Genomic DNA, 26996 nt, shown 5'->3' with positions numbered 1-26996 from the left:
CGGCTCAGCGCAGGTGCGCGGTGTCGTTGACCAGCCGCACCGCGGACCGGCCGTCCGACGACCAGGCCACGGTGCACAGCGACGCCGCCTCGAGGAACACCCGGTGGACGACGTCCTCGGCCACGCCCAGCCCGGCGGCCAGCAGCAGCTTGATCGGTGTCACGTGGCTGACCACCAGCACGGTCCGGCCGGCGTGCCGCTCGAGGATCCGGCGGCGGGCCCGGGCCACCCGCGCGGCGACGTCGGCGACCGACTCGCCACCGGGAGCGGCCACCCGGACGTCGGTCGCGAACCGCCGGACCGCGAGCGGGTGCTTGCTCCGCGCCTCGTCGGCGGTCAGGCCCTCGAGGTCGCCGAAGTCGAGCTCGACCAGGTCGTCGTCGAACTGCACCGGCAGGCCCAGCTCGGCCGCCACGATCTCGGCGGTCTCCCGGGTGCGCCGCAGCGGTGAGGCGACCACGACCTCGATGCCCAGCTGGGCCGCGCGGGCGGCCGCGGCCTCGGCCTCGGCCCGGCCGGTGCGCGACAGCGGCAGCTCGTTGCGGCCGCTGTAACGACGCTCGGGGGTGTGCTCGGTCTGCCCGTGCCGCAGCAGGTGGGTGACGGTGGTGATCGCCGGTGCCGGCTCCTCGGGCTGGACGTCGGTCTCGGCGACGCTCGGCTCGGCCGCGGCGTCGCGGTGCACCGGCCTGCCGTCCATCGCGCTGTTGGCCAGGGCGTCGGCGGCACCGTTCTGCGCGCGCGGCACCCAGGTGTAGCGGACCCCGCCGAGCTTCGAGGCGATGGCGCGGGCCTGCAGCGCGAGCTGGCGCATGTCGGGGTGCTTGATCTGCCAGCGGCCCGACATCTGCTCGACGACGAGCTTGGAGTCCATCCGGACCTCGACCTCGGCGGAGGCGTCGAGGTCGAGCGCCGCCTGCAGGCCGGCGACCAGGCCGCCGTACTCCGCGACGTTGTTGGTCGCCCGGCCGACGGACGCGGCGCGCTCGGCCAGGACCTTGCCCGTGTCGGCGTCGCGGACCAGGGCGCCGTAACCGGCGGGGCCGGGGTTGCCCCGGGACCCGCCGTCGGCCTCGACGACGAACCGGCGGGTCACAGCTCGACTCCGGTCTCGATCCGCTCCTCGGTCGCTGGCGCTCCCTGCGGTGCTCCCCCGACCGTCGTCCTCGCGGGGCTCACAGCCCCGACTCGGCGGTGCGCACCAGGATCCGGCCGCAGTTCTCGCAGCGGACGACCTCGTGCGGATCGGCGTTGCGGACGGCGTTCAGCTCGTTGCCGTACAGCTCGATGCGGCAGCCCTGGCACTGGCGGGCCTTGAGCATGGCGGCGCCGGTGGTGCCGGTCTGGGTGCGGATGCGGTCGTACAGCGACAGCAACGGAGCGGAGATGCCGCCGGCCACCGCCGCGCGGGCGGCCTCGTGCCGGCTGGTGCCGTCGGCGATGTCGGCCAGCGCGTCGTCGCGCAGCTGCGTGGCCCGCTCCAGCTCCGCGCGGGCCTTCTCGTGCCCCTCGCGCGCCGCGGCGAGCGCCTTCTCGGCCGTCTCCAGCCGCTCCATGAGCTCGAGCTCCTGGTCCTCCAGGTCGGCCTGCCGGCGGCCCAGCGACTCCAGCTCCAGCTGCAGGCTCGTGGTCTCCCGGGCGCTGACCCCGCCGGCGTCGAGGCGCTGCTGGTCGCGGGCGGCCCGCTGGCGGACGGTGTCGACGTCGCCTTCGAGCCGCTTGACGTCGCGCTCGAGGTCGCGGACCTCGGTCTCGGCCCGCACCACGTCGCCGGCCAGCGCCCGCTCGGCCTCTTCGGCGCTCTCGACCGCGGCGGCCTCCGGCAGGTTCTTCCGGCGATGGGCCAGCTGGGTCAGCGCGACGTCTTCCGCCGCGAGGTCCAGGAGCTTCTGCTGCTCGAAGTGGTCGACCTTCACGGGAAGAACCTACCCGGGAGGTCCGGTGGGTCGGCCCCCGTGCAGGGCCCCGCCGCGAGCGTGCGAGCGGTGGGGGGCACGGGGGTCCTTCGACTACCCGGGAGGTCCGGTGGGTCGGCCCCCGTGCAGGGCCCCGCCGCGAGCGTGCGAGCGGTGGGGGGCACGGGGGTGCTTCGACTACCCGGGAGGTCCGGTGGGTCGGCCCCCGTGCAGGGCCCCGCCGCGAGCGTGCGAGCGGTGGGGGGCACGGGGGTCCTTCAACTACCCGGGAGGTCCGGTGGGTCGGCCCCCGTGCAGGGCCCGCCGCGAGCGTGCGAGCGGTGGGGGGCACGGGGGTCCTTCGACTACCCGGCTGGTGCGCCGTCCCCGAGCGGTCCGGTGGCGTGCGTCCAGGGATCGGTGCGGACGGTGGAGACGGCCACCTCCACCCGCTCCCCCAGGTCCGCCCGCAGGGTGCGCGCGGCCACCGGCAGCCACGGCCACTCGCTGGCCCAGTGCGCGACGTCGCAGAGCGCCGGGCCCGGCACCTCCAGCGCGTCGGACACCGGGTGGTGCTTGAGGTCGCTGGTCAGCAGCACGTCGGCCCCGGCGGCGGCCGCGGCGGGGAGCACCGAGCCGCCGCTGCCGCCGCACACCGCGACGCGCCGCACCTCCCGGTCCGGGTCGCCGGCGATCCGGACCCCGCCGGCGGTGGCCGGCAGCGCCCGCGCGACCAGGTCGGCGAAGCCGCGCAGGGAGACCGGCTGCGGCAGCTCGCCGATCCGGCCCAGGCCGGCGCGCGGATCCGTGGGCACCGGCTCGAGCGGCACGGCTCCGACGAGCCCGAGGACGCCGGCGAGCGCCGCGTTCACCCCGACGTCGGGCGCGCGGTCGGCGTTCGTGTGCGCCACGAACAGCGCCGCACCCGCGCGGACCAGCCGGTGCACCACGCGCCCCTTCGGGTCGTCGGCGGGCACGCCGTGCACCGGGCTGAGCAGCAGCGGGTGGTGGGTGACCAGCAGGTCCGCCCCTGTCTCCAGCACCTCGTCGACGACGGCGGTCGTGGGGTCGACGGCGAACAGCACGCGGCGCACCGGTTCGGCCGGGTCCCCGCACACCAGCCCGACGGCGTCCCAGCCCTCGGCCAGCGCCGGGTCGTAGCGGGCCTCGAGGGCCGCGAGCACCTCGCCGAGCAGCACGGTCACGGCTCGGACCGTAACGGAGCACCCGCCCCGCCCTCCGGCGGAGGCCGGGCGGTCGGTGACAAGCTTCGGGCGTGAGCGGCGCGGGCGGCAGGAGCAGGAGCCTGCACGCGCCGGCCTGGCTCGAGGAGCTGGTGCGCACCAACCGGCCGCCGGTGCCCTGGCGGGACGTCGCCCGCTTCGCCGTCGCCATCCCCGCACCGCTGGCGGTGACCGTGGCGGCGACCGGTGGCGTGCGGCCCGGGGCGGCCCTGAGCGCCGGTGTCTTCGCGACGATGGGCGCCCTCGTCGCCACCCTCGCCCCGCAGGCGGGGCCGCTGCGCGACAAGCTGCGGCGGACCACCGCGGCGACGGCGTTCGGCGTGCTCGGGCTGGTCGTCGGCGGGTTCGCCGAGGGCGGCGGGTGGGCGCCGGTGCTGGTCATCGCGCTGATCTCCGCGGCCGCGGCGCTGATCAGCCAGGTGAACGCCACGATGTCGCTGGCCTCGCTGCAGCTGCTGGTCTACACCGCGCTGGCGTCGGGCTTCGCGTCGTCGCTGTCCTGGTACGAGGAGATCGGCTGCTTCCTCGTGGGCGCCGCGTGGGCGACCGCGCTCACCCTCGTCCAGACGGCGACCGAGGCCGCGGATCCCGACCGCACCGCCGTCGCCGCCGTCTTCTCCCGGATCGCCGACCTGCTGGAGGCCGGCCGCCCCGAGGACGCCGACGACGCCCGGCGTGCGCTGACCACCGCGCTGAACGCCGCCTACGACCGGGTGATCCGCAGCCGCAGCCACATGGCCGGGCGGGTGCGCGAGCTCTCCGAGCTGGCCGGGGTGCTCAACTCCGCCGCTCCGCTCGTCGAGGCCTCGGTGGCCGCCGCCCGCGCACGGGTGCCGGCCGATCCGGTGGACGTCGCGGCCGCGCGGGACCTCGCGGCGGCGCTCACCGGCGACCGGGAGCTGCCCGGCGAGCGCCCGGCACCGGTCGAGGAGGGGCTGCCCGTCCGACGGGCCGTGCGGCACGGCGTCCGGCTGGTGTGGAACGTCGTCGGCGACCCCGAGGAACGGGCGGGGGCCGCCGCCCCGAGCCCTGCGCTCGACCGCCGGGCCCGCGCGCGCGAGCTGGTCGACCGCACGCTGGCCAGCGCCGACAGCCGGGCGTTCGCCCTCCGCCTCACGCTGTGCATGAGCATCGCCGAGGTGGCCCGCCAGTGGCTGCCCACGCACCGTCCCTACTGGGTGCTGCTCACCGTGGCGATCGTGCTCAAGCCCGACTTCGGATCGGTGTTCGGCCGGGCGGTGCAGCGCGGCGCCGGCACCCTGCTCGGGGTGCTGCTCGGCTCGGCGCTGCTGGCCGCGTTCCCCCGCAGCGGATGGCTCGTCCTGGCCATCGCCGTCTTCGCCGGCGTGCTGCCGTGGGCCCGGGCGGCCAACTTCGGCCTGTTCTCGGTCTTCCAGACCCCGGTGATCCTGCTGATGCTCGACCTGGCCCTCGACGACCCCAGCCTGGTCCTGGAGCGGCTCACCGACACCCTCATCGGCTGCGCCATCGTGCTCGTCTTCGGGTACCTGCTGTGGCCGCAGACCTGGCGGGCACCGCTGGACCAGGCGCTGCGCGACGCCGCCGTGGCCCTCGACGGGTTCGTCGAGGCCGCGTTCACCGGCAGCTCGGCCGATCGCCGGCGGGCGCGCCGGCGCACCTACCGGGCGCTCACCGAGCTGCAGACCCAGCTGCAGCGCCGACTCGCCGAGCCCCCGCCGATCAGCACCCGTGCGGCCGCCTGGTGGCCGGTCATCGTGCAGCTGGAGCGGACCGCGGACGCCGTCACCGAGGCGGTGATCGCGACCCGCGAGGGCGAGCCGGTCCCCGACCTCGCGCAGGTCGCCGTCCTGCGGCGGGCGATCCGGCAGCTGGAGGACGACGTGCGGGCATCGGCAGCGGACGACGACGCGGAGCTGCTGGCCGAGGGCGTGCTCGCCCCGGTCGCCCGCGAGGTGGACACCGCCCGCCGCCTGGTGCGGGAGAACGCCCCCGGCCGGAGAGCCGCCGGGGAGCGCTGACCGGCCTGCGGTTGCACCGGCGACCGCGGCACCCTCGGATGAGCGGTGTGCGCCCCGAACCCGTGCTCGAGCTCCCGCCCCTGACCGGACCGCCGCCGCCGGGATCGCGGACCGTCCGCACCGACGACGGCGTCGACCTGCACGTCGAGGTCGACGGGCGGGAGGACGCGCCGCTGACCGTGGTCCTGTCGCACGGGTTCACCGCCCGGCTGGCCGAGTGGGAGCTGCAGCGCGCCGCGCTGCGCGACCGCGCCCGGGTCGTGCTCTGGGACCACCGCGGGCACGGCCGGTCGGGGTGGACGCCGCTGTCGGAGGCGACGATCGACCGTACCGGCCGCGACCTGGGGCAGGTGCTGGACGCGACCGCGCCGTCCGGGCCCGTCGTGCTGGCCGGGCACTCCATGGGCGGGATGAGCGTGCTGGCGCTGGCCCGGCAGCGGCCCGAGCTGTTCGGCACCCGCGTCGTCGGTGTCTTCCTGCTGGCCACCTCGGCCGGCGGCCTGGTCGAGACCGGCGTCCTCGGCCGGCTCGTGCAGCTGATCCGCCGGCTCCGGCTGCTGCCGTTCTACCTGCGCCTGCTCCAGCTCGTCGCCCCGCTGCTCGAGCGCTTCCGGTGGCGGGGCAGCGCCTTCGGCCGCTGGTTCACCCGTCGGCTGCTGTTCGGCCGGGACGACGCCACCCCCGCGCACGTCCGGTTGGTGCAGCAGCTGCTCGAGGAGACGCCCTACCCGGTGGCCGCCGCCTTCTACGCGACGTTCCTCGACCACGACGAGACGGCGGCGCTGGAGGTGCTGCGGCGGGTGCCGGTCACCGTCGTGGCCGCGACGCACGACCGGCTCACCCCCGCGGCCCACGGACGGCGGATCGCGGAGGCCGTGGGCGCCGAGCTGGTCGTCGTCCCAGGGGCCGGGCACAGCGTCAACCTCACCCGTAACCAGGTCGTGGACCAGGCGTTCCTCACGTTGCTCGACCGCGTGGACGGCGGGTTCCGGAAGTCCGGTTGACCGGGCGGTAACCGGGGCACGACTCCTGTGGTCGCCATCACACGGCCGGTTTGCGGGGCCAGGGCTCCGGCCCTAGCTTCGCTGCCACCCCGACGACGTGGAACTGCCGGGGCGTCCCAGAAGCGGACGCCGGGCGGTGAGGAGCTGAACGTGGACCGGATGAGCGCGCTCGACAGCGGCTTCTACTTCGCCGAGCACGAGAACACCCCCATGCACGTCGGATCGGTGGCGGTCTTCGAGGGCCCGGCCCCGTCCTACGGCGACATCGTCCGGCTGCTGCTGGGCAAGCTGCCGCTGGTGCCCCGCTACCGGCAGCGGGTGCGCGAGGTGCCGATGCAGCTGGGCCGCCCGATGTGGGTGGACGACCCGCACTTCCAGATCCTGTACCACGTGCGGCACACCGCCGTGCCCAGCCCCGGGTCGGACGAGCAGCTGCGCAACCTGGCCGGCCGGGTGCTGGGCCAGCGCCTCGACATGGCCAAGCCGCTGTGGGAGCTGTGGCTGGTCGAGGGCCTGGCCGAAGGGCGCTGGGCGATCATCTCCAAGGTCCACCACTGCATGGTCGACGGCGTCGCCGGCACCGACCTGATGCAGCTGATGTTCGACCTCTCCCCCGACGCCCAGCACGAGGAGCCGCGCGACTGGACGCCGCAGCGCAGCCCGTCCAACGCGGCCCTGGTCGCCGGCGCCGTCGCCGACGCGGTGAGCCACCCGCTGCGCCAGGTGACCTCGCTGCCCGGCGCCGGCTCCGTCTCGCGGACGGCCAAGGGGCTGCTCGAGTCCGGGCGCACGCTGGCGTCCACGCTGCCCTCGCTGGCCAAGCAGGCGGTCACACCCACCGCCCGCTCGCTCAACGGGCCCATCGGCCCCCACCGCCGCTGGGCCTGGACCAGCGGCCAGCTCGACGAGTTCAAGGCCGCGCGCACGGCCCTGGGCGGCACGGTCAACGACGTCGTCCTCACCGCGATCGCCGCCGGGTTCCGCGACCTGCTGAAGGCCCGCGGCGAGCTGTCGTCGGAGAAGCTCGTCGTCCGGTCGATGGTGCCGGTGTCGGTGCGCTCGGAGGGCCAGCGCGGCACCCTGGACAACCGGGTGTCCGCCGTCTTCGTCGACCTGCCCGTCGGCGACCCCGATCCGCTGTCCCGGCTGCGCAGCATCCGCGGGCAGATGGACGAGTACAAGAAGGCGATGCAGGCGGTCGACGTGCCGTCGATCATCGCGATGGGCGACTTCGTCGCGCCGACGCTGCTGGCCGCGGGGGTCCGTGCCGCCGTGAACGCCGGGCAGATGTGGTGCCAGGCGGTGACCACGAACGTGCCCGGCCCGCGCGTGCCGCTGTACGTCCTCGGCCGGCGCATGTGCTCGGCGCACGCCTACGTGCCCATCGCCGGCGGCACCCGCTGCTCGATCGGGATCTTCAGCTACCTCGACACGATCACCTTCGGCATCAACGCCGACTTCGACGCCTTCCCCGACGTCGACGTGCTCTCCAACGGCATCCGCCGCGGTCTGGAGGAGCTCCTGGTGCACGCCCGCGCCCAGCAGCAGACACCGGAGGTGCAGCAGCCCGCGACCCCCTCACCACCGCCGGGCACCGGCCGCGCGCGCAAGCCGCGGAAGCGGTCGGCGTCGGCAGCCGCCCGGTGAGCCCGGCCCGGAAGCGCCGTCCCGGCCCGACCGGTGAGCGCGGCCTGACCGTCGCGGTCACCGGACCCACCGGCACCTTCGGGGCCGGCCTGGTCCCGCTCCTCCAGGAGGACGACCGCGTCGACCGGGTCATCGGCATCGCCCGCCGCCCGTTCGACCCCGCCGCGCGCGGCTGGTCGAAGATGGAGTACCGGCAGGGCGACGTCCGCGACTCCGGTGCGCTGCTGGAGGCGTTCCGGGGGGCCGACGTCGTCGTGCACCTGGCCTTCCTGATCACGGGCAACGCCTCGCGCGAGACCACCCGGGCGATCAACGTCGACGGCACGCTCAACGTCTTCCGCGCCGCGGCCGCCGTCGGCGCCCGCCGGTTCGTGTACGCCTCGTCGGTGGCCGCCTACGGCTTCCACCCCGACAACCCGGCGCTGATCGGCGAGGACTGGCCGACCCGGCCGGCGTCCCGGCTGTTCTACGCGCAGGAGAAGGCCGAGCTCGAGCAGCTGCTGGAGCAGGAGCAGGCGACCGCGCCGGACCTCGCCCTCTACCTGCTGCGCCCGCCGGTCGTGCTGGGCCCCAACGTCGTCGGCGCCAAGGACGTCCTCCCGGGCCCGCTGGCACCGCTCGGCCGGCGGCTGTTCTCCCGGCCCCGCCGGCTGCCGCTGCCGGTGCCCGTCGTCGTCCCGGAGCTGCCCCTGCAGTTCGTCCACGAGGAGGACGTGGGCCAGGCGCTGCAGCTGTGCGTCGTCGCAGCGGGCCCGCCCGGCGCCTACAACATCGCGGGCGACGGGGTGCTCACCGCGGGCGACGTCGCCCGGGAGTTCGGCGCGCTGCCGATCCCGGTGCCCGCCGGCGCCGGGCAGGCCGCGGCCCGGGCGGTCACCCGGCTGCCGTTCCTGCCGCCGGTGGCCGAGTGGGTGGAGGCCGCGACCCGACCGGCGATCATGGACACCACGCGGGCCCGCGAGCAGCTGGGCTGGCGCCCGCGGTACACCGGCCTGGAGGCGCTGCGCGCGACGCTCGACGGCTGACCGCCGGTCAGGCCCGCTGCGCGCCAGGGGTCTGCGCGAGCCAGCCGAGCAGTTCCTCGGCCACCCGGTCGGGCACCTGGAGCTGCGGCACGTGCCCCACACCGGCGAGCTCGACGTAGCGCCACCGGGGGTGCCGTCGCGCGATGTCGCGGGCGGCGTGGACCGACACCAGCCGGTCGCGGTCGCCCTGCACGAGGAGCACCGGTGCGGTGACCGCTTCCATGGCCTCGCGGTAGCGCTGCGGTGCCGCCAGCTGGATGAGCAGCGACCGGGCGGCGACGAGGAAGGCCTTGTCCATGCCCGACACGTCCTGGCGCTCCTCGAGCAGCACGACGGAGCGGTCGATGACGTGCGGCGGCAGCTCGTCGGGGTCGACGCCGACCAGCCGCAGGGTCTCCCGAACGCGCTGCAGCGGGGTGGTGCGGCTGCGCCGCAGCCACAGGAAGCGCTCACCGAGGAAGGGGACGGCGTAGAGGGCGAAGGTGGCGGCCACCAGGGGGTCGAGCTTGCGACGAGGCCCCGGGACGGCCGGGTCGAGCAGCACCAGCCCGCTCACCGACCCCGGGTGCGCGGCCGCCTGCAGGATCGAGATCATCCCGCCCATCGAGTTGCCGACCAGGACCACCGGCTCGCCGGCCACCTCGGCCAGGAACCGGTCGAGCACGGCCACGTTGGCCTGCACCGTGGCCCGCCGCTCCCCCGGCTCGCTGCGGCCGAACCCCGGGAGGTCGATGGCGAGCACGCGGGCGTGCGGTCGCAGCAGCGGGGCGAGCACGTCCCAGTTCAGGTGCGAGCCGCCCAGGCCGTGCACGAGGACCACCCGCGGGGCGTCCTCCGGCCCGCCGAAGTCGACGTAGTGCACCGGGCCGTCCAGGTCCACGGTGCGGCTCTCCCCTGGCGCCTGCTCTGCCACCCGATCGTCCCTCCGCGTCGCGTCGTCCTCCGTACGGTGGCACGCCGTGCGACATGGCGCGTCAGCAGGCCTTCCGTCCCGCGGCATACCGGTCCATGGTGACGTCGACTTATGACGCAGGACACATTTGGGCAACATGTGCCCGCGCGTTCGATGAACGGAGTGTGAGCCAGAGCGCATCTTGGTACTGGGGCGTAACGCGTTCTCGGACCTCGGAGGTCGATGTGGCAGCACGGCAGGACGGGCCGGGTCTCCCGCTCTACCTGAGCGAACCCGGACGCGCGGTCGCGGACTTCGGCCTGTACCTGGCCGCCCGCCCGCTGACGCCCCGGCTGCCGCGCGGCGACGGGCACCCCGTCCTCGTCGTCCCGGGTCTGCTGGCCGACGACGCCTCGACCCGCGTCCTGCGGGCCACCCTGCGCCGCCTCGACTACCGGGTCCACGGCTGGGGCCTGGGCCGCAACATCGGCCCGACCGCGCTGTGCGTCAACGGCCTCCGCGACAAGCTCGACTACCTGCACGGGCGCTACAAGCGCCCGGTCACCCTCATCGGCTGGAGCCTGGGCGGGATCTTCGCCCGCGACCTCGCCCGCCGGTCGCCGGACTCGGTGCGCCAGGTGATCACCCTGGGCAGCCCGTTCCGGCTGGCCCGGTACAGCCAGACGCGCGCGGCCCGGGTGTTCGACCGCTTCTCGCACCTGCACGTGGAGCAGCGCACCCTGCCGCTGGAGCCCCCCGGCGTCCCGCTGCCGGTGCCCGCCACCTCCATCTACTCCCACCTCGACGGGATCGTGCACTGGCAGACCTGCCTGGACACCCCCGGCGAGCGCTGCGAGAACATCGCCGTGACCGCCAGCCACCTGGGCCTGGGGCACCACCCGGCCGCCATCTGGGCGATCACCGACCGGCTGGCCCAGCCGGAGGGCACCTGGTCGCCCTTCCAGCCCCCGCGGTTCCTGCGTCCCGCGTTCCCCCGGCCGGCCGAGCCGGCGGCCGGGAACCCGCTGGCGGCGCACTCCCCCGCCGCCTGACGCCACCGCCTCCCGCCACCGGTGGCATCCTCTGCCGGTGACGATCCCGCGCAGCCGACGATGGGAGGAGCGGGCCGACTGGCCGCTCACCGTCGCGTCGGTCCTCTTCCTGGTCGCCTACGCCTGGCCGGTCCTGGACACGGGCCTGTCGCGCCCGTGGCTGGTCACGTGCGAGGTCGTGACCTGGGTGACCTGGTCGGCGTTCGCCGTCGACTACGCGGCCCGTCTCGTGCTCGCCGACGACCGTTGGCGGTTCGTGCGCGGGCACCTCCTGGACCTCGCCGTCGTCGTGCTGCCCCTGCTGCGCCCGCTGCGGCTGCTGCGCCTGGTGACGGTGCTCAACGTGCTGAACCGCTACGCCGGCGGCGCCCTGCGCGGCCGGGTGCTGACCTACGTCGGCTCGGCCACCGGCCTCGTCATGTTCATGTCGGCCGTCGCGCTGCTGGACGCCGAACGCGGCCACCCCGAGGCGAACGTTACCGACTTCCCCGATGCCCTCTGGTGGTCCTTCGCCACGGTGACCACCGTCGGGTACGGCGACCGGTTCCCCGTCACGGGCACCGGCCGGCTCATCGCCGCGGGCCTCATGCTGGTCGGCATCGCGCTGCTGGGCACGGTCACCGCGTCGGTCGCGTCCTGGCTGGTCGAGAAGGTGCAGCAGGCCGACGAGGCGTCCGAGGCGGTCACCCGCCGCGACATCGCCGCGCTGACCGCGCAGGTCGCGGCCCTGCGCGAGCAGCTGGAACGGCAGACCGGCGCCGCCGAACGGCCGCCGGCCTAGGCGGACGCGAACGGGTCGACGGCGGCGCGGAAGGCCCCGGGCTGCTCCACCCACGGGAAGTGCCCGCACCGGTCCAGCACCGCCAGGTCACCGGCCGGGAACAGCCCGGCGACGACGCGCGGCGGGGTAGGCCCGACCGGCGCGTCCTGCGCCCCGGCCACCACCAGCACGGGGGCGGTCACCGCGGCCAGCCGCTGCGGCAGGTCGGCCGGCGGCTCGACGGCGAAGTAGGCCAGCATCGCGTCCTTGTCGAAGCGGCAGGCCTCCGCGTGGGCGCGTTCCCGCCCGGTCCAGGCGGCGTAGCTCAACGGTGCGACGGCGCGGAAGTAGGCGTTGAACGTCTCGTCGTCGGTGAGGTCGGGGCCCTGCTCCATCGCGACCACGGCCGCGTCCACGGCCGGGTCCCCGCGGCGGGCGTCGAGCAGCGCGCCGCCGTCGGCCACGGCAGCGGGCACCACCCGGGCCGGCGGGGTGATCAGCAGCAGCCGGTCCACCCGCTCGGGGAACCGCGCCGCCCACGCCAGCGCCAGCCGGGTGCCCGCGGAGTGACCGGCGACCGCGAGCCGCTCGAGCCCGAGGTGCTGCCGGAGGGCCTCGACGTCCTCTGCCTGCTGCCACTAGGACGCCGGCGGGCCCGGGGACTCCCCCACCCCGCGCAGGTGCGGCACGACCAGCGGCCGCACCGCCGGCAGCCCGGCGAGGTCGCCGAGATAGGCCGGGTGGAGGGCGGCCCCGCCGGCGATCACCACCAGCGGCGGGGCACCGCCGTCGCCGTCGCCGAGCCGGTCGTAGAACAGCGCGGCGCCGTCGGCTCCGGGGTAGGTGGGCACGGCGGGACGCTAGACGGGGAGCAGGGGTGGGCGCGACAGGGTTCGAACCTGCGACCGCTCGCTTGTAAGGCGAGAGCTCTACCGCTGAGCTACGCGCCCCCGGGACGCCCCAGGGTAGTGATGCGACCCCGGGCGTCCCCTCGTCAGGCGGCCAACTGCCCGACGGCGTCCTTCCAGCCGGACTGCTCGCGCGGGTCGCCGGGCTGGTTGACCTCGGCGAAGGCGATCCGGCCCTCCGCGTCGATCAGGAACGTCCCGCGCAGCGCCATGCCGGCCTTCTCGTTGAAGACGCCGTAGGCCTGGGCGGTCGCACCGTGCGGCCAGAAGTCGCTGAGCAGGGGGAAGTCCAGGCCCTCCTGGGCCTTGAATGCCTTGAGGGTGAACACCGGGTCGGTGCTGATCGCGAGCACCCGCACGCCGGCGTCGGTGTAGTTGGCCAGCTCGTCGCGGAGCTGGCACAGCTCGCCGGTGCAGATCCCGGAGAAAGCGAAGGGGTAGAAGACCAGCAGCACGGGCGTGCCCCGCAGCTCGGCGAGGGAGACGACCTGCTTGTCCTGGTCGGGGAGGCTGAACTCGGGCGCGACGTCACCGACGGAGAGGCTCATGCCACCGATCGTGCCGCACCGCAGGTGAGGCGCTGGAACGGCCCCCAGGTGACGTGCTGGAAGCGGCCCCGTCCCGAGGCTCGTCCCGAGCGTGCGAGGGATGAGGAGGACGGGGTCCTTCGACTTCGATCAGCGACGGCTCTTGGCGGCCTTCGGCGAGACCAGGCGGATGCCCGACCAGTCCTTGGCCGCGGAGATGCTGCTGGTCTGCGAGAGACCCGCCGTCGGCGCCACCTCGGTGACGTCGCCGGGCTCGACGTGCCCCGGCCGACCCGACTTGGGGACCAGCAGCCAGACGACACCTTCATCCGCCAGCGACGTGATGGCGTCGGTGAGGGCGTCGAACAGGTCGCCGTCGTCCTCGCGCCACCAGAGGATCACGACGTCGGCCACCTCGTCGGTGTCCTCGTCGACCATGTCGCTTCCGGCAGCGTCGACGATCGCGTCGCGCAGGTCCTCGTCGACGTCCTCGTCCCAGCCGAGCTCCTGCACGACCATGCCCGGCTTGATGCCCAGCCGGGCCGCCATGCCGGTGCTGTCGACGCTCATCCCTGCTGCTCCTCCATGGGTGGACCTGCTGCTGTTCGCTGGTGGTGGGGTGGATGCTGCCCTGTCGGAGGGCTGCTCGCGCGCGGACGCGTCACGGGCGGAGGTACCGGTTCGGTGACGAGGACGGCCCCCGGGCGGGGCAGCAGGGCTCGGACACGACCGGCGGGAGAACCCGCTGCCTGGTCATGTCACCCCTCTCGACGTCGAGCGCGTCCGGCCGGTGCGGCCGGACGTCCGGTACGGGACCCGTTCCACCGGGCCACGTGGGCGGAAGCGTAGGGCATGACCGCCCGTGCGCAAGCCTGCGCCGGGTCGGCGACCCGGGTCCGACACTCCGTCCAGTGGCCGGGAGGCGTGACGCGAACCTCCCCGAGGGGAGACGATGGGGGCATGAGTGCACCGCAGCAGCCGGACGGCGACCCCGCCCGCGACGCAGGCCAGCCCCGCCCGGTCATCACCAGCGGATTGGCGAGCCAGCTGATCGACACCGATCCCGACGAGACCCAGGAGTGGGTCGAGTCCCTCGACGCCGTCGTGGACCACGCCGGTCGCGAGCGCGCGCGCTACCTCATGCTCCGGCTGCTCGAGCGCAGCCGCGAGCAGCAGGTCGGCGTGCCCTCGCTGCGCAGCACCGACTACATCAACACCATCCCGCCGGAGCGCGAGCCGTGGTTCCCCGGCGACGAGCACGTCGAGCGCCGGATCCGCGCCTACATCCGCTGGAACGCCGCGATCATGGTGCACCGCGCCCAGCGGCCCGGGATCGGCGTCGGCGGCCACATCTCCTCCTACGCCTCCTCCGCGTCGCTGTACGAGGTGGGCTTCAACCACTTCTTCCGCGGCAAGGACCACCCCGGCGGTGGCGACCAGATCTGGTTCCAGGGCCACGCCTCCCCCGGCATCTACGCCCGCGCCTTCCTCGAGGGCCGGCTCTCCGAGCAGCAGCTCGACGGGTTCCGCCAGGAGGTCAGCCACCCCGGGGGCGGGCTGTCGTCCTACCCGCACCCGCGGCTGATGCCCGACTTCTGGGAGTTCCCGACCGTCTCCATGGGGCTGGGCCCGCTCAACGCGATCTACCAGGCGCGGTTCAACCGCTACCTGCACGACCGCGGCATCAAGGACACCTCCGACCAGCACGTCTGGGCCTTCCTCGGCGACGGCGAGATGGACGAGCCCGAGTCGCTCGGCGCGATCGGCCTGGCCGCCCGCGAGGAGCTGGACAACCTCACCTTCGTCATCAACTGCAACCTGCAGCGGCTCGACGGGCCGGTGCGCGGCAACGGCAAGGTCATCCAGGAGCTGGAGTCGTTCTTCCGCGGCGCCGGCTGGAACGTCATCAAGGTGATCTGGGGCCGGGAGTGGGACGGCCTGCTGGCCGCCGACCGCGACGGCGCCCTGGTCAACCTGATGAACCAGACGCCCGACGGCGACTACCAGACCTACAAGGCCGAGGACGGCGCCTTCGTGCGCGAGCACTTCTTCGGCCGCGACCCGCGCACCCGCAAGCTCGTCGAGGGCATGAGCGACAAGGAGATCTGGAACCTCTCCCGCGGCGGGCACGACTACCGCAAGGTCTACGCCGCGTTCAAGGCGGCGCAGGAGCACAAGGGCCAGCCGACGGTCATCCTCGCGAAGACCATCAAGGGCTGGACGCTGGGCAGCCACTTCGAGGGCCGCAACTCCACGCACCAGATGAAGAAGCTGACCGCCGAGGACCTCGCCGCCTTCCGCGACCGGCTCTACCTGGACATCCCCGACTCGGCGCTGGACAAGACCCTGCCGCCCTACTACCGGCCGGCGGAGGGCTCCGAGGAACTCGAGTACATGCTCGAGCGCCGACGCCAGCTCGGGGGCGCCGTCCCGCGCCGCCGGTCGGAGGCCAAGGCGCTCAAGGCTCCCGACGACAAGGCGCTGGAGGTCCTGCGCCGCGGCTCGGGCAAGCAGGAGGTGGCGACGACGATGGCGTTCGTCCGCCTGCTGAAAGAGCTGCTCAAGGACAAGGAGCTCGGCCCGCGCTTCGTGCCGATCATCCCGGACGAGGCCCGGACGTTCGGGCTCGACAGCCTGTTCTCCAGCCACAAGATCTACAACCCGGCAGGCCAGCGCTACACCTCGGTCGACCGCGAGCTGATGCTGGCCTACAAGGAGTCCGAGCAGGGCGTGATCCTGCACGAGGGCATCAACGAGGCCGGTTCCACGGCGTCGTTCACCGCCGTCGGCAGCGCCTACGCCACGCACGGCGAGCCGATGATCCCGATCTACATCTTCTACTCGATGTTCGGGTTCCAGCGGACCGGTGACGGCTTCTGGGCGGCGGCCGACCAGATGACCCGCGGCTTCGTCCTCGGTGCCACGGCCGGCCGGACGACGCTCAACGGCGAGGGGCTGCAGCACGAGGACGGCCACTCGCTGCTGCTCGCGCACACCAACCCCGCGGTGGTGTCCTACGACCCGGCGTTCTCCTACGAGGTCGCGCACATCACCAGGGACGCCCTGGTCCGCATGTACGGCGACGACCCGGGCGCTCCGCTGGGCGGGCACCGCTCGCCGGACGTCATGTACTACCTGACCGTCTACAACGAGCCGTTCGTGCAGCCGGCCGAGCCGGAGGGCCTGGACGTGCAGGGCCTGCTGGCCGGCATGTACCGCTACGCCGAGGGCCCGCAGACCGACGGGCCGAAGGCCCAGGTGCTGGCCTCGGGCGTGGCGGTGCCGTGGGCGCTGCGCGCGCAGGAGCTGCTGGCGAACGACTGGAACGTCTCGGCCGACGTCTGGTCGGTGACCTCGTGGGGTGAGCTGCGCCGGCAGGCCGACGCGGTCACCGAGCACAACCTGCTCCACCCGGAGGAGGACCCGCAGACGCCGTACGTGACGCAGCGGCTGTCGGAGACGACCGGGCCGGTGGTCGCGGTGTCGGACTGGATGCGCGCCGTCCCCGACCTGATCGCGCCCTACGTGCCGGGCGGGCTCACCTCGCTGGGCACCGACGGGTTCGGGCTGTCCGACACCCGCCCGGCGCTGCGCCGGCACTTCCACGTGGACGCCGAGTCGATCGTCGTCCGCACGCTGGCCTCGCTGGCCGACGAGGGCCAGGTCGACCGGTCCGTCGTCCGGCAGGCGGTGGAGAAGTACCAGGTCCGCGACGTGCAGGCGGCCCCGGCCGAGGAGCGGAGCGACCCCTCCCCGGCCACGTGAGCCGGTAGGCGCGGGCGGCCCGTCTCCCCCGGGGGGCGGGCCGTCCCGCGTTCCCGGCCCGCGCGGCGGCAGCTAGCCCCGCAGGGCGTCCAGGGCCATCTGCGCGTAGAGGGCGACGCCGGCCGGCAGCGGCTCCTCGTCGAAGACGACGAGGTTCGAGTGGTTCGGCGGCGCGTCGGCCGGGTCGGTCCCGGGCGGGCAGGCGCCGAGCCAGGCGATCGCCCCGGGCACCTTCTCCAGCACGTACGAGAAGTCCTCCGCGCCCATGAGCGGTGCCCGGGACAGCACGGCGGCCGGGTCGCCGAGCATGGTCCGCGCCGTCTCCAGCACCCGCGCGGCGACCTCGACGTCGTTGACCGTGACCGGGTAGCCGGGGTCGTGCTCGAAGGTGGCGGTCATCTCGTGCGCCGCCGCGACGTGGGTGGCCACCCGCTGCACGGCGGCGACGACGGCCGCCCGGCGCTCCGGGGACAGCGTCCGGATCGTCCCCTCGAGGAACGCGGTGTCGGGGATGACGTTGTTGGTGGACCCGGCCTCGATGTGCGCGACGGTGACGACGGCCGGGTCGAAGACGTCGACCTGCCGGGTCACCATCGCCTGCAGCGCGAGCACGATCTCGGCCGCGACCGGGATCGGGTCGGCGGCGGCGTGCGGCTCCGAGGCGTGCCCGCCCCGACCGCGCACGGTCATCCGCCACTGGTCGGCCGCGGCCATCATCGGGCCGGGGCGCACGTTCACCGTGCCGCTGGGCAGGGTCGAGGAGATGTGCAGCGCGAACGCACCGCTGACCGGCGCCTCCGGGACGACGTCGAGGAGGCCCTCCTCCAGCATGTAGCGGGCGCCGTGGAAGCCCTCCTCGCCCGGCTGCACCATGAACACGACCTGACCGGCGAGCTCGTCGCGCCGGTCGGCCAGCAGCCGGGCCGCGCCGACCAGCATCGCCACGTGGGTGTCGTGCCCGCAGGCGTGCATGGCGCCCGGGACCTCGGAGGCGAACGGCAGGCCGGTGTCCTCCTGCACCGGCAGCGCGTCCATGTCGCCGCGCAGCAGGTAGGTGGGGCCGGGGCGGGCGCCGCGGAGCACGCCGACGACCGAGCTGGTCGTCGTCCCCGTCGTGACCTCCAGCGGCAGCTCGGCGAACGCCTCGAGGACCGCCGCCTGCGTCCGCGGGAGGTGCAGGCCGATCTCCGGGTGGCGGTGCAGCCGACGGCGCAGGTCGATGGTGCGGTCGGCGTCGTTGTACGCCGCGGAGAGCAGCTCGGCGGGGCTGGTCGGCATGCCCTCCACTCTCACACGGCCCACGCCGGGCGGCTCGCGTCCAGCTGCCAGAGGACCAGGGTCGCGTCCTCGGCCGGCGTGACCGGCCCGCCGGCGTGCGCCCGGGTGGCCGACCGGTCCCCCGCCACGACCAGCAGCCCGGGCGGGACGTCGACGGCCGCACCACCCCGTGCGCGGGTGATCCACAGCCGCGCGTCGGGGCGGCGCAGGTCGACCGGGCCGTCGACGGCCCGCAGCACCTCGTGCGACGGCGGGGACGCGGGGTCGGCGGGCCGCAGGTAGCACTGCAGCACCCGGACGCCGTCGTCGCCGGCCGTCTCGTCGTGCGCCAGCCCCGAGCCGGCGCGCAGCACGCCGACGTCCCCGGCGGTCAGCTCCGGGACGTCCGCCCAGCGGTGCCGCAGCGATCCGGCGAGCACGACGGCGACGACGTCGACCGCGCGGTGCTCGTGCCGGCCGTACCCCTCCCCCGACCGGAGCCGGTCGTCGGACACCCGCAGCAGCGGCCCGAGCGAGCCGTCGTCCGGCGCCAGCACCGTGGCCTGCTCCGGGCCGGTCACCGCAGCGCCGCCCGTCCACCGGGGAGCGCGCCGAGGAGAACCGCGGTGAGCAGCGTCCACCCGAGCCCGAGCGCCCAGCCGCCGACGACGTCGCTGAGGAAGTGCACGCCGAGCCACAGCCGGGTGAGGCCGACGACCAGCACGGCGAGCACCCCGGCCGCCAGCCAGCGCCGACGGGCGCGGGCGGCCAGCAGCGGCCAGGCGAGCAGCAGGCCGACCGCGACCAGCGTGGCGATGCCCGAGGAGTGCCCGCTCGGGTAGCTGAGCGAGTCGTACCGCGCACCGCCGTCCTCGAACGCGGGCCGGACGCGGCCGAAGGCGTCCTTGAGCAGCGAGGTGAGCGGTGAGACGAAGCCGGCGGCGAGCACCACCCAGGCGGCCGTCCGCCACGCCGCCCGGCGCACCAGCCAGACCAGCACGGGCACCGCGAGGGCGTACCGGACGACGGCGAGCCCCGGAGCGGTGAGCGCCTCGAGCAGCCAGTCGAGGGCCCGGGCGCGGTCGTCGCCGGCGTAGAGCGCCTCGCCGACCTCGGCGTCCACCCGCAGCTGCGCCCCGAAGTCGGCCCGCACGCCCGCGCCGAGCAGCGCCACCACCGTCGCGCAGGCAGCGACGACGGCCAGTGCCGGGCCGACGCGTGGCGCACGCGTCCGGGTGACGACGGCGGTGCCGTCCGGGGGAACGCTCACCCGACCACTCTCCCCGACGCCCTCCGTCGTGACACGCTGGTGGGGTGAGCAGCGGGGGGAACCGCCCGAGCGCCGCCACGCTCCGGCGCCTGGAACGGTCATCGGGGTCGCTGGCGACGCAGGCCGTCGCACGGATGGACGACGAGCTGACCTGGTTCCGCACCATGCCGGCCGACCAGCGCTCGTGGGTCACCCTGGTCGCGCAGGCCGGCATCGCCTCGCTGGTCGAGTGGTGCCGCAACCCCGGCCGGCCGCCCAGGCTCACCGGCGAGGTGTTCGGCGCCGCCCCGCGCGAGCTGGTGCGGGTGGTCGCGCTCAAGCAGACCGTCGACCTGATCAAGGTGACCGTCGAGACGCTCGAGGACCACGTCCCCTCGCTCGCCGAGCCGGGCGACGAGGACGCGCTGCGCCTGGCCGTCCTGCAGTTCAGCCGCGAGGTCGCCTTCGCCACCGCGCACGTCTACGCCAGCTTCGCGGAGAGCCGGGGCGCGTGGGACGCCCGCCTGGAGGCGCTGCTGGTCGACGCGCTGGTGCGCGGGGAGCGCTCCGAGGAGCTGGCCGCCCGGGCCGCGGCGCTCGGCTGGTCGGCGATGAGCACGGTCATGGTGCTCGTGGGCGCCACCCCGGCCGGGGTGGACGACCCGCACGCCGCGGTCCGCCGCGCCGCCCGGGGGCTGCGCAGCGAGGTGCTGGTGGGCGTGCACGCCGAGCAGCTGGTGGTGGTGCTCGGCGGGCACGAGGACCTCGAGTCGGTCGCCGAGCGGGTGGCCGACGAGTTCGGCCCCGGCCCCGTGGTCACCGGCCCGGTCGTGGACGGGCTCGGCCGCGCCGGCGAGTCCGCGGCGGCTGCGCTGGCCGGGCTGCGCGCCGCGACGGCCTGGCCGGAGGCGCCCCGGCCGGTCAGCGCCGACGCGCTCCTCGCGGAACGGGCGCTGGCCGGGGACCCGCTGGCGCGGCAGGCGCTCCAGGAGCAGGTCGCCGGGCCGCTGGCCGCGGCCGGCGGCGGGGTGCTCGAGACGGTGCGCGCGGTGCTCGCCAGCGGCGGCAACCTGGAGGCCAGCGCCCGGGCGATCTTCGTCCACCCGAACACCGTCCGGTACCGGCTGAAGCGGGCCGCCGACCTCACCGGGCTCTCCGTGACCGACCCGCGCGGTGGCTGGACGCTGCAGGTCGCGCTGGCCCTCGCCCGTCTGGCCGACGACCGTTCGCTCTGGCACTGATCACGCGCTCCTCGTGCGATCCCCACCACGTCGACCGCAGTTCACCCGGCGTCTGGCCGCGAGTTCTGTAGGAACCCTCCAAAGATCACCGGTGTCCTTTCGTGCCGCTCGGCACCGCGCGGGAGGCCGCTCTTCGGCAGGGTGAAGGGGTGCTCGCCGTCCTCGCCCCCGGTCAGGGTGCGCAGAAGCCCGGAATGCTCACCGAGTGGCTGGAGCTCCCCGGAGCCGAGTCGTTCTTCCGCTGGGCCGGCGCCATCGCCGACGCCGACCTCCTGACGCTGGGCACCACCGGCGACGCCGAGGCGATCAAGGACACCGCGGTCACCCAGCCGCTGGTCGTCGCCATGAGCCTGTTCATCGCCCGCGAGCTCGGCGGCCTGCCCGGTCCGGTGACCCACACGCCGCACGCCGGGCGCGACGTCGTCATCGCCGGCCACAGCGTCGGCGAGCTGACCGCCGCGGCGCTGGCCGGCGTGCTGAGCGTCGAGGCCGCGATCGCGCTGACCGCCGTGCGCGGGCGCGCGATGGCCGCGGCCTGCGCGCAGACGCCGACCGGCATGTCCGCCGTCCTGGGCGGCGACCCCGCCGAGGTGCTGGCCGCGATCGAGCGGCACGGGCTGTCGCCGGCCAACATGAACGGTGCGGGGCAGATCGTCGCCGCCGGCCCGCTCGACGGGCTGGCCGCGCTCAAGGCGGACCCGCCGGCGAAGGCGCGGATCATGCCGCTGTCGGTCGCCGGCGCCTTCCACACGCCGTACATGGCCCCGGCCCGCGAGCAGCTCGAGGGGCTGGTGGACGGGCTGCGCCCGGCCGACCCGAGCCGGCTGCTGCTGTCCAACGCCGACGGCCAGGCGGTCGACTCCGGCGCCGAGGCGCTCCGCCGGCTGGTCAGCCAGGTCACCAGCCCCGTGCGGTTCGACTCCTGCCTCGCCACCATGCGCGGCCTCGGCGTCACCTCGGTGATGGAGCTGCCCCCGGCCGGCGCGCTCGCCGGGCTGGCCAAGCGGGAGTGGAAGGGCTCCGGCGTCGAGATCCTGACGCTGGCCGGCCCGAAGGACCTCGACCGGGCCCGCGAGCTCATCGACGCCGAGCGCGGCCGTGCCGAGGCCGAGCACCTGCCCGACTGGCGGGTGGTCGTCTCCCCCGCCCGCGGCTCGATCAGCCCCGCCGAGATCGCCGAGGGCACCTCCGTCCCCGCCGGCACGCCGCTCGGCCTCGTCCGCAGCCGCCGCGAGGAGATCCACGTCTCGGCGGGCTACGACGGGGTACTGGCGGAGTGGCTCGTCCACGAGGGGGACCTCGTGGACGCCGGCGACCCCATCGCCCGTCTCTACCCGGAGGTCTCGTGACGAACATGACGCCCGAGCGAGCATCGCAGGGAGCGCCAGCGACCGAGGAGCGGAACGAGGACGGAATGGAGTGGGGACGTTGAGCACCATCCAGCTCCCCGCCGGATCGCCCGGCGCCCGGATCCTCGGGCTCGGCGGCTACCGCCCCCGGCGCCGCGTCACCAACGACGAGCTCGCCCAGGTCATGGACACCAACGACGAGTGGATCCAGTCGCGCGTCGGGATCGCCGAGCGGCGCTGGGCCGACGAGGACGAGACCCTCGTCGAGATGGCCGCCGCGGCCGGGGGCAAGGCGCTGGCCGCCAGCGGCCTGGCCACCGACGAGGTGGACCTGGTGATCCTGGCCAGCGCCAGCCTCCGCGTCCCCATCCCGGGCATCGGCCCGCAGGTGGCGCACAAGCTCGGCATCCCGCGGCCCGGGGCGTTCGACCTCAACGCCGGCTGCGCCGGGTTCTGCTACGCCCTCGGCATGGCCTCCGACGCCATCCGCACCGGCGACGCGCGCAACGCCCTGGTCGTCGGCGTCGAGCGGCTCACCGACGTCACCGACATGACCGACCGGTCGACGGCGGTGATCTTCGCCGACGGCGCCGGCGCGGCCGTGATCGGCGCCTCCGACGAGCCGGGCATCGGCCCGGTGGCCTGGGGCAGCGACGGCGACCAGCACTCCGCGATCGAGATCGCGGCCGGGAAGTCGACCATGACCATGGCCGGGCAGGCCGTGTACCGGTGGGCCACCACCCGGCTGACCGAGACGCTGGTCGAGGCGATGGAGAAGGCCGGCGTCACCGCTGCCGACATCGACGTCTTCGCACCGCACCAGGCGAACCTGCGGATCGTCGAGTCGATGACCAAGAAGCTCGGCTTCCGCGAGGACACCGTCATCGCCCGCGACATCGTGCAGTCGGGCAACACCTCGGCGGCCTCCATCCCGCTGGCGCTCACCGCGCTGGTGGAGTCGGGCGAGGCGAAGTCCGGCGACCTCGCGCTGGTGCTCGGCTACGGCGCGGGGCTCACCTTCGCCGGCCAGGTGCTGCGGCTGCCGTGACGGCCGCCCCGGAGCGCACCCGCTCCCCCCAGACCCCGGGACACCCCGTCCCGGACGTCGACGACGACCCGAACGGGGTCGCTCGTCCCATCCGAGAGAGAGGACCCGCGTTGGCTAGCACCCAGGAGATCCAGGCCGGACTTGCCGAGATCCTGGAGGAGGTGGCCGGCGTGACCCCGGCCGACGCCACTCCGGAGAAGTCCTTCACCGACGACCTCGACGTCGACTCGCTGTCGATGGTCGAGATCGCCACCGCCGTCGAGGACAAGTTCGGCGTCGCCATCCCGGACGACGAGCTCGCCAACATCAAGACCGTCGGCGACGCCATGAGCTACATCGAGAAGAACCAGTAAGAGGACCCGTTGCTCCCCACCGCTCGCAGGCTCGCGGTGGGGCCCTGCACGGGGCCTTCGGGCCCACCCCCGGCCGGCCGGCCGCATCCCCAGGAGGAAGTTCCATGAGCACGTCCGCCGCTGACGTCGTCGTCACCGGGCTCGGGGCCACGACCCCGCTCGGTGGCGACGTCGACTCCACCTGGGAGGCGCTGCTGGCCGGCCGGTCGGGGGTCAGCCGGATCACCGACGACTGGATCGCGGACTACCCGGCGCAGCTGGTCGCCCGGCTGGCCGCCGACCCCACCGAGCAGATCGACCGGGTCCGCGCCCGGCGCCTGGACCGCAGCCAGCAGGTCGCCGTCGTCGCCGCCGAGCAGGCCTGGGCCTCCTCCGGCGCGGCGGGCTCCGGCGTGGCCCCCGAGCGGATCGCCGTCGTCTTCGGCACCGGCATCGGCGGCGCGCTGACCCTGCTCGGCCAGGACGACGTCCTGGAGCAGAAGGGCCCCAAGCGGGTCTCCCCCTTCACCATCCCGATGCTCATGCCCAACGGCCCCGCCGCCGCGGTGGGCCTGGCGATCGGCGCCCGGGGTGGCGTGCACGCACCGGTGAGCGCCTGCGCCTCCGGCGCGGAGGCGATCCGCTGGGGCCTGGACCTGATCCGCTTCGACCGCGCCGACGTCGTGCTCGTCGGCGGCGCCGAGGCCTGCGTGCACCCGCTGCCGATGGCCGGGTTCGCGGCCATGCGCGCCATGTCCACCCGCAACGACGAGCCCGAGCGCGCCTCCCGCCCGTTCGACAAGGCCCGCGACGGCTTCGTGCTCGGCGAGGGCGCCGCCGCCCTCGTGCTCGAGCGCGCCGACGCCGCGAAGGCCCGCGGCGCCACGATCCACGCCCGGGTCGCCGGCGCCGGCGCCACCGCCGACGGCTACGACCTGGTCGCGCCGCACCCCGAGGGTGAGGGCGCCGGGCGGGCCATCGCCGCGGCGGTCCGCGACGCCGGGCTGACGCCGACCGACATCGGCCACGTCAACGCGCACGCCACCTCCACGCCGGTCGGTGACACCGCCGAGGCCGCCGCCATCCGCGGCTCGCTCGGCGAGCACGTGCTGGTCACCGCCACCAAGAGCCAGACCGGCCACCTGCTCGGCGCCGCCGGCGCCCTGGAGTCGGTCTTCACGATCCTGGCGCTGCGCGACCAGGTCGTGCCGGCCACCGCGAACCTCGACGACCCGGACGACGACGCCGCCGTCCAGGCCCTCGACATCGTCCGCCGCGAGCCGCGGAAGGCGACGTTCTCCGCCGCGGTCAACGACTCCTTCGGGTTCGGCGGCCACAACATCGCGCTGGTCTTCACCACCGCCTGACGAAGGACCCCGTCCCCCTCACCCCTCGCAGGCTCGGGGCGAGCCTCCGGACGGGGCCACATGACCCGGAGGTTCCCGTGACAACAGTCCAGGCTGCGCCCCCTGCTGTGACCGCCCCCGACCCGCGGGACCCGCACGACCGGCTCGAGCGGTTCTTCGACCCCGGTTCCATGCAGTTGCTGGCCGCCCGTGACACCTCGGGCGTGCTCGCCGCGCGCGGCACCGTCGCGGGGGCGTCGACCGTCGCGTTCTGCACCGATGCCACGGTCATGGGCGGGGCGATGGGTGTCGACGGCTGCCGGCACATCGTCGACGCGATCGACCTCGCGCTGCGCGAGCGCGTGCCGTCGGTCGGCATCTGGCACTCCGGTGGCGCGCGGCTGGCCGAGGGCGTCACCGCCCTGCACGCCGTGGGCGAGGTCTTCGCCGCGATGGTGCGAGCGTCGGGGCGCATCCCGCAGATCTCGGTGGTGCTCGGTGCCGCGGCCGGCGGCGCCGCGTACGGTCCCGCGCTCACCGACCTGGTGATCATGGGGCCGGCCGGACGGGTGTTCGTCACGGGTCCCGACGTCGTCCGCTCGGTCACCGGTGAGGACGTCGACCAGGAGAAGCTGGGCGGCCCCGACACCCACGGGCGCCGGTCCGGCGTCGTGCACGTGGTCACCGACTCCGAGGCCGCCGCGCTGGAGACCGCCCGGCTGGCCGTCGACCTGCTCGCCAACCAGGGGGTGTTCGCCCCGGCCGAGAACGAGGCGGACGTCGACCTGCGCGCCCTGCTCCCCGAGCAGCCGCAGCGGGCCTACGACGTGAAGCCGCTGATCAGCGCCGTCCTCGACGAGCCCGGCCTGGAGCTGCACCCGCGGTTCGCCCCGAACGTGATCACCGCCCTGGGCCGGCTGGCCGGGCGCACCGTGGGCGTCATCGCCAACAACCCGATCCGGCTGGGCGGTTGCCTGGACTCCGCGTCGGCGGAGAAGGCTGCGAGGTTCGTGCGGATGTGCGATGCGTTCGGGGTGCCGCTGGTCGTGCTGGTCGACGTCCCCGGCTACCTGCCCGGTGTCGGCCAGGAGTGGGACGGCGTCGTGCGCCGCGGCGCCAAGCTGCTGCACGCCTTCGCCGAGGCCGTGGTGCCGCGGGTGACGCTGGTGACCCGCAAGTCCTACGGCGGTGCCTACATCGCGATGAACTCCCGCTCGCTGGGCGCGACCGCGGTCTACGCGTGGCCGGGCGCCGAGGTCGCGGTCATGGGCGCCAAGGCCGCCGTCGGCATCCTGCACCGCAAGAAGCTGGCCGCCGCGCCGCCCGGGGAGCGCGAGGCCCTGCACGCGCAGCTGGCCGAGGAGCACGAGCGGATCGCCGGGGGCGTGAACCGGGCGCTGCAGATCGGCGTCGTCGACGAGGTCGTGGAGCCGACGCAGACCAAGCGCCGGCTGGTGGCCGCGCTGGCCGCGGCCCCCCACGGGCGCGGCGCGCACGGCAACATCCCGCTCTGACGCGTCGGACACGCTGATCCACGCGGTGCAGCAGCGCGCCTCGCGGTCGACCGCGAGGGCGACCGCTGCACCGCGTGGTCGGGGTGCCGGGGGACGCCCGGAACTGAAGAGGTCGCCCGGGCGCCGCTTCCCCGACGGCGCCCGAACGACCTGGTCCAGGCTACGACGCGATCGGCCCGCCGGCCGAGGCGTCGTGCTCGTTCTGTGACCTCTAGACGACCTGGTGCAGCCAGGTGACCGGGGTGCCGTCGCCGGCGTGCCGGTAGACCTCGAGGTCGGCGTCCCACGACGCGCCGAGCAGCTCGTCGACCCCGTGGCGGAACGCCTCGATCGAGGTCGCGGTCGCGGCGAGGTGCCGCAGCTGCTGCTCGCTGATCATGATGTCGCCGTTGGCGCTGGTGGGGGCGCGGAACACGCCCTGGCCCGGCACGTAGGACATGCGCTCGCCGTCGTTGCCGTGGCTCGCCTCCTCGGTGACCTCGAAGCGCAGCATCGGCCACGCCCGGAGGGCAGCCACCAGCCGCGCACCGGTACCGGGAGCACCGGTCCAGGCGACCTCGGCACGGTAGGAACCGTGCGCCGCGGGCTGCTCGGCCCACGACAGGGAGACCGGCGCGCCGACGACGCGTTCCAGCGCCCACTCGACGTGCTGGCAGAGCGCCTTCGGGCACGCGTGCACGAAGACGACACCCTGGGTAGACCGTCGCTGCACGGGGCACCTCCATCGACTCGATCGGTCTCGTCTTCCCCTACGGACCCATCGATTCGGTGACGCGCTGTATTCGGCAGTGGCGGAGCAGGGCTCTCGCAGACAGTCTGCACGATGGATGCGGGTTCGCGCCAGTGCGGATGCGACGGATGCGCCAGATGTGACGGATGAGTCCGCGCGCCGCGTCAAATCGCTGGTCAACGGCATTACCACGAGCGATGGCGACCCGTCT

24 protein-coding genes, 1 tRNA gene and 1 pseudogene are annotated in these 26996 nt (G+C 74.8%); 13 read left to right on the top strand and 13 right to left on the bottom strand.

Annotation, left to right across the window (positions count from 1 at the left end; all coding sequences use genetic code 11):
• Window positions 1-4 precede the first annotated feature (4 nt).
• The 3 genes from DQ241_RS14040 to DQ241_RS14030 form a co-directional block, all read right to left on the bottom strand.
• A complete protein-coding gene (locus DQ241_RS14040; protein ID WP_113830841.1) occupies window positions 5-1096 on the bottom strand; it encodes a bifunctional RNase H/acid phosphatase in 1092 nt (363 codons plus the stop codon).
• Window positions 1097-1175: 79 nt separating this feature from the next.
• Window positions 1176-1916 carry a zinc ribbon domain-containing protein gene (locus DQ241_RS14035; RefSeq protein ID WP_113830840.1) on the bottom strand — a complete coding sequence of 247 codons (741 nt, stop codon included), beginning with the start codon at window positions 1914-1916 and terminating at the stop codon, window positions 1176-1178.
• A 344-nt stretch (window positions 1917-2260) separates the two neighbouring features.
• Window positions 2261-3100 (bottom strand): Nif3-like dinuclear metal center hexameric protein, encoded by an 840-nt coding sequence (locus tag DQ241_RS14030; RefSeq protein WP_199584553.1) that lies wholly within the window; start codon window positions 3098-3100, stop codon window positions 2261-2263.
• 71 nt (window positions 3101-3171) lie between these two features.
• Here DQ241_RS14030 and DQ241_RS14025 point away from each other — a divergent pair, with 71 nt between their 5' ends.
• From DQ241_RS14025 to DQ241_RS14010, 4 genes are all read left to right on the top strand, one after another.
• Window positions 3172-5139 carry an FUSC family protein gene (locus DQ241_RS14025; protein WP_113830839.1) on the top strand — a complete coding sequence of 656 codons (1968 nt, stop codon included), beginning with the start codon at window positions 3172-3174 and terminating at the stop codon, window positions 5137-5139.
• 47 nt (window positions 5140-5186) lie between these two features.
• On the top strand, window positions 5187-6143 hold the full coding sequence (locus DQ241_RS14020; protein ID WP_233492438.1) for an alpha/beta fold hydrolase: 957 nt from the start codon (window positions 5187-5189) through the stop codon (window positions 6141-6143).
• Between the two features lie 159 nt (window positions 6144-6302).
• The gene (locus DQ241_RS14015; protein ID WP_233492486.1) at window positions 6303-7790 is read left to right on the top strand and encodes a wax ester/triacylglycerol synthase family O-acyltransferase; all 1488 of its coding nucleotides are present in this window, start codon (window positions 6303-6305) and stop codon (window positions 7788-7790) included.
• Window positions 7787-8815, top strand: coding sequence for an NAD-dependent epimerase/dehydratase family protein (locus DQ241_RS14010; protein ID WP_113830836.1), 1029 nt, complete (start codon window positions 7787-7789; stop codon window positions 8813-8815). Before DQ241_RS14015 ends, DQ241_RS14010 begins: the two co-directional genes overlap by 4 nt.
• 7 nt (window positions 8816-8822) lie before the next feature.
• On the opposite strand, the gene DQ241_RS14005 is transcribed toward DQ241_RS14010, so the two are convergent.
• A complete protein-coding gene (locus DQ241_RS14005; protein WP_113830835.1) occupies window positions 8823-9728 on the bottom strand; it encodes an alpha/beta fold hydrolase in 906 nt (301 codons plus the stop codon).
• Between the two features lie 224 nt (window positions 9729-9952).
• Here DQ241_RS14005 and DQ241_RS14000 point away from each other — a divergent pair, with 224 nt between their 5' ends.
• A complete protein-coding gene (locus DQ241_RS14000; RefSeq protein ID WP_113830834.1) occupies window positions 9953-10759 on the top strand; it encodes a triacylglycerol lipase in 807 nt (268 codons plus the stop codon).
• 37 nt (window positions 10760-10796) lie between these two features.
• Window positions 10797-11540 (top strand): potassium channel family protein, encoded by a 744-nt coding sequence (locus DQ241_RS13995; protein ID WP_233492437.1) that lies wholly within the window; start codon window positions 10797-10799, stop codon window positions 11538-11540.
• On the opposite strand, the pseudogene DQ241_RS13990 reads toward DQ241_RS13995, so the two are convergent.
• The 5 genes and pseudogenes from DQ241_RS13990 to DQ241_RS13975 all read right to left on the bottom strand — a co-directional run.
• Window positions 11537-12145 (bottom strand): annotated as a pseudogene (locus tag DQ241_RS13990) (alpha/beta fold hydrolase); the annotation flags it as partial. The gene DQ241_RS13995 and the pseudogene DQ241_RS13990 overlap by 4 nt on opposite strands.
• A 12-nt stretch (window positions 12146-12157) precedes the next feature.
• Window positions 12158-12370: a hypothetical protein gene (locus tag DQ241_RS20890; protein WP_199584547.1), complete on the bottom strand. Its 213-nt coding sequence runs from the start codon at window positions 12368-12370 to the stop codon at window positions 12158-12160.
• A 27-nt stretch (window positions 12371-12397) separates the two neighbouring features.
• Window positions 12398-12469, bottom strand: a tRNA-Val gene (locus DQ241_RS13985).
• Window positions 12470-12513: 44 nt separating this feature from the next.
• Window positions 12514-12975 carry a peroxiredoxin gene (locus DQ241_RS13980; protein WP_113830832.1) on the bottom strand — a complete coding sequence of 154 codons (462 nt, stop codon included), beginning with the start codon at window positions 12973-12975 and terminating at the stop codon, window positions 12514-12516.
• Between the two features lie 129 nt (window positions 12976-13104).
• A complete protein-coding gene (locus tag DQ241_RS13975) occupies window positions 13105-13524 on the bottom strand; it encodes a DUF3052 domain-containing protein (RefSeq protein ID WP_113830831.1) in 420 nt (139 codons plus the stop codon).
• A 390-nt stretch (window positions 13525-13914) separates the two neighbouring features.
• Between DQ241_RS13975 and aceE the strand changes: the two genes are divergently transcribed.
• Window positions 13915-16719: a pyruvate dehydrogenase (acetyl-transferring), homodimeric type gene (gene aceE, locus DQ241_RS13970; protein ID WP_113830830.1), complete on the top strand. Its 2805-nt coding sequence runs from the start codon at window positions 13915-13917 to the stop codon at window positions 16717-16719.
• Window positions 16720-16791: 72 nt separating this feature from the next.
• On the opposite strand, the gene DQ241_RS13965 is transcribed toward aceE, so the two are convergent.
• From DQ241_RS13965 to DQ241_RS13955, 3 genes are read right to left on the bottom strand one after another with little or no spacing between them, the layout of a single operon-like run.
• Window positions 16792-17997, bottom strand: coding sequence for a M20 family metallopeptidase (locus DQ241_RS13965; RefSeq protein ID WP_113831164.1), 1206 nt, complete (start codon window positions 17995-17997; stop codon window positions 16792-16794).
• 11 nt (window positions 17998-18008) lie between these two features.
• A complete protein-coding gene (locus DQ241_RS13960) occupies window positions 18009-18557 on the bottom strand; it encodes a pirin family protein (RefSeq protein WP_113830829.1) in 549 nt (182 codons plus the stop codon).
• Window positions 18554-19246 (bottom strand): phosphatase PAP2 family protein, encoded by a 693-nt coding sequence (locus DQ241_RS13955; protein ID WP_304554826.1) that lies wholly within the window; start codon window positions 19244-19246, stop codon window positions 18554-18556. Before DQ241_RS13955 ends, DQ241_RS13960 begins: the two co-directional genes overlap by 4 nt.
• 134 nt (window positions 19247-19380) lie before the next feature.
• On the opposite strand from DQ241_RS13955, the gene DQ241_RS13950 reads away from it, so the two are divergent.
• The 6 genes from DQ241_RS13950 (at window position 19381) to DQ241_RS13925 (ending at window position 26055) form a co-directional block, all read left to right on the top strand.
• The gene (locus DQ241_RS13950; protein WP_199584546.1) at window positions 19381-20466 is read left to right on the top strand and encodes a CdaR family transcriptional regulator; all 1086 of its coding nucleotides are present in this window, start codon (window positions 19381-19383) and stop codon (window positions 20464-20466) included.
• 149 nt (window positions 20467-20615) lie between these two features.
• Window positions 20616-21815 (top strand): acyltransferase domain-containing protein, encoded by a 1200-nt coding sequence (locus DQ241_RS13945; protein WP_113830826.1) that lies wholly within the window; start codon window positions 20616-20618, stop codon window positions 21813-21815.
• Between the two features lie 79 nt (window positions 21816-21894).
• Entirely contained in the window at window positions 21895-22863 is a 969-nt protein-coding gene (locus DQ241_RS13940) for a beta-ketoacyl-ACP synthase III (RefSeq protein WP_113830825.1), read from the top strand.
• Window positions 22864-22973: 110 nt separating this feature from the next.
• The gene (locus tag DQ241_RS13935; protein WP_113830824.1) at window positions 22974-23216 is read left to right on the top strand and encodes an acyl carrier protein; all 243 of its coding nucleotides are present in this window, start codon (window positions 22974-22976) and stop codon (window positions 23214-23216) included.
• A 104-nt stretch (window positions 23217-23320) separates the two neighbouring features.
• Window positions 23321-24562 carry a beta-ketoacyl synthase gene (locus tag DQ241_RS13930; RefSeq protein WP_113830823.1) on the top strand — a complete coding sequence of 414 codons (1242 nt, stop codon included), beginning with the start codon at window positions 23321-23323 and terminating at the stop codon, window positions 24560-24562.
• A 77-nt stretch (window positions 24563-24639) separates the two neighbouring features.
• Window positions 24640-26055: an acyl-CoA carboxylase subunit beta gene (locus DQ241_RS13925; RefSeq protein WP_113830822.1), complete on the top strand. Its 1416-nt coding sequence runs from the start codon at window positions 24640-24642 to the stop codon at window positions 26053-26055.
• Window positions 26056-26266: 211 nt separating this feature from the next.
• On the opposite strand, the gene DQ241_RS13920 is transcribed toward DQ241_RS13925, so the two are convergent.
• Entirely contained in the window at window positions 26267-26767 is a 501-nt protein-coding gene (locus tag DQ241_RS13920; protein ID WP_113830821.1) for a DUF3145 domain-containing protein, read from the bottom strand.
• Window positions 26768-26996 lie beyond the last annotated feature (229 nt).

The sequence above is a fragment of the Blastococcus sp. TF02A-30 genome (genome assembly GCF_003319185.1).
In the GTDB taxonomy this organism is placed as follows: Bacteria; Actinomycetota; Actinomycetes; order Mycobacteriales; family Geodermatophilaceae; genus Blastococcus.
Note: the sequence above shows the minus strand (reverse complement) of the source record. Positions and strands in the feature narration are given on the sequence as shown.

Bases quoted from the DNA above. Each gene is read 5' to 3' on its own strand.
- DQ241_RS13950 (WP_199584546.1), top strand. From the start codon at position 19,381: ATGGACGACGAGCTGACCTGGTTCCGCACCATGCCGGCCGACCAGCGC.
- DQ241_RS13980 (WP_113830832.1), bottom strand. From the start codon at position 12,975: ATGAGCCTCTCCGTCGGTGACGTCGCGCCCGAGTTCAGCCTCCCCGAC.
- aceE (WP_113830830.1), top strand. From the start codon at position 13,915: ATGAGTGCACCGCAGCAGCCGGACGGCGACCCCGCCCGCGACGCAGGC.
- DQ241_RS13975 (WP_113830831.1), bottom strand. From the start codon at position 13,524: ATGAGCGTCGACAGCACCGGCATGGCGGCCCGGCTGGGCATCAAGCCG.
- DQ241_RS14015 (WP_233492486.1), top strand. From the start codon at position 6,303: ATGAGCGCGCTCGACAGCGGCTTCTACTTCGCCGAGCACGAGAACACC.
- DQ241_RS13965 (WP_113831164.1), bottom strand. From the start codon at position 17,997: ATGCCGACCAGCCCCGCCGAGCTGCTCTCCGCGGCGTACAACGACGCC.
- DQ241_RS13930 (WP_113830823.1), top strand. From the start codon at position 23,321: ATGAGCACGTCCGCCGCTGACGTCGTCGTCACCGGGCTCGGGGCCACG.